Here is a 1934-nt window from a genome sequence, read left to right as displayed (position 1 = left end):
GGCAACACCATCACCAGCCAGATCGTCATCAATATCGTCGACGACGTGCCCCAGGCCATCGCTGATGCGAAGTCGATCGTGCATGAAGGCGGGGTGGTCACCGGCAATGTGCTGTACAACGATGATCTGGGCGCGGACAAGGTCACCAATGGCAATGTCGTGGTTGGCGTGCGCGCTGGCAGCGACACTTCGACCGCCGCCCATGGTGAGGTTGGCACTCAGGTCATGGGCAACTATGGCTACCTGATCCTCAAGGCCGACGGCAGCGCCAGCTACCACGCCAACCCCAACAGTGTTGGCAGCGATGGCGCGACCGACACCTTCGTCTACACCATCCGCGACGCCGACGGCGATGAAAGCACCACCACCGTCAGCATCAAGGTACAGGACAGCCAGCCCTGGATCGGTGAACCACAGGTGACGAACGCGCCTCCTGTGGCTGGGGCCGACCATCTCATCACCAATATCGCCGGCACTGGGATGACGGTGCCGGCCGAGGCCCTGCTGGCCAATGACAACGACCCTGATCACGACAAGCTCTCGGTGTCCTCGACCTACTTCGACACTCGGTTTTCCGCCAACGGCGCAGGTTTTGGCGTGGGAAGCGACACACCTGTGGCCGACTTCACTGGTACCGGCAGCAACCTGTCCAACCGGGTGCGTGACCTTGCGCGCAGCGAGTTCCGTGGGCCGGCCGACAGCATGGCGGCCGCGCTGATCGTGAGCGGCTTCCTGGCCTCGCCCAACGGCAACTTCGCCAACGCCCAGGATGTTTTGACGGTCACGCTCAAGAAAGGTGAGACCCTGAACCTGCACCATGACGTGTCGGCAAGTCAGGTCGCCATGGCATGGAAGGACGAAAGCGGTAGCTACCAGGCCATCGACAATGACAAAGGTTTCACTGCCAGCCACGACGGGACGTACTCCATCCACATGATCAACTTGTCCAGCGGCAATGGCAGCCACGGCAATGTGAACTACCTACTGACGATGTCGATCGATTACAGCAATGCCGAGCAGGATGCCTACAACGGCACCTACACGGTGAGCGATGGCCACGGCGGCAGCGCGACGGGCAATGCCGACATCACCTACCAGGGCGGCAGTGTGCTCACCGGCACTGCCGACAACGACACCCTGGTTGCCGGCGCGGGGAACGATACCCTGCACGGTGCTGCTGGCAACGATGTGCTGGTCGGTGGCGGTGGTGATGACAAGCTCTACGGCGGTGAAGGCAATGACCTGCTGATCGGCGGCCCGGGCAATGATCTGCTCGATGGCGGTGCAGGTACCGATACCGCCAGCTACGCCTCGGCCGCCGGCGCGGTGACGGTCAACCTGAACCTCACGGGGGCGCAGGATACCGGGGGCGCCGGTATCGACACCCTCAATGGCATCGATAACTTGATCGGCTCCGACTACAACGACCTCCTGATCGGCAATAGCGGCAACAACGTCCTCATCGGCGGGCTGGGCAATGACCGGCTCACCGGGGGGGGCGGCAACGATACGTTCGTGTGGCAGAAGGGGGATGTGGGGCACGACACCGTCACTGACTTCATCCCCGGCAGTGATCGCCTCGACCTGTCGCAGCTGCTTCAGGGAGAGCATGCCACGCCCGCCTCGCTGGACGACTACCTGCACTTCAAGGTCACCGGTACCGGAACCAATGTGGTCTCGACCATCGAAGTCAGCAGTGTGGCGGGCGCGGCGCCCACCCAGACCATCGAGCTGGCCGGGGTCGACTTGGCTCAGCATTATGGCGTCACGGCCGGCGCGGGTGGGGTGATCGCTTCGGGGCAGGACACCGCAACTATCATCAATGGGATGCTCAATGACCACTCATTGAAAGTGGATACTGTCTGAGGGCTTGGGCAGCGTGAGATTGACTGTCCAATCGGTGCGAGCCCGCGCCTGCGGGCGCGGGCTCGCCT

The 1934-nt window shown here is 62.8% G+C and carries 1 protein-coding gene; it reads left to right on the top strand.

The window, feature by feature from the left end:
- A partial coding sequence (locus tag HMPREF3173_RS23735) for a type I secretion C-terminal target domain-containing protein (RefSeq protein WP_218188858.1) occupies positions 1 to 1866 on the top strand: 1866 nt, incomplete at its 5' end.
- Between the last annotated feature and the right edge of the window lie 68 nt (positions 1867 to 1934).

The sequence above is a fragment of the Pseudomonas sp. HMSC08G10 genome, assembly GCF_001808425.1.
GTDB classification, from domain to species: domain Bacteria; phylum Pseudomonadota; class Gammaproteobacteria; order Pseudomonadales; family Pseudomonadaceae; genus Aquipseudomonas; species Aquipseudomonas guariconensis.
This window is presented reverse-complemented; position numbering and strand designations above follow the sequence as displayed.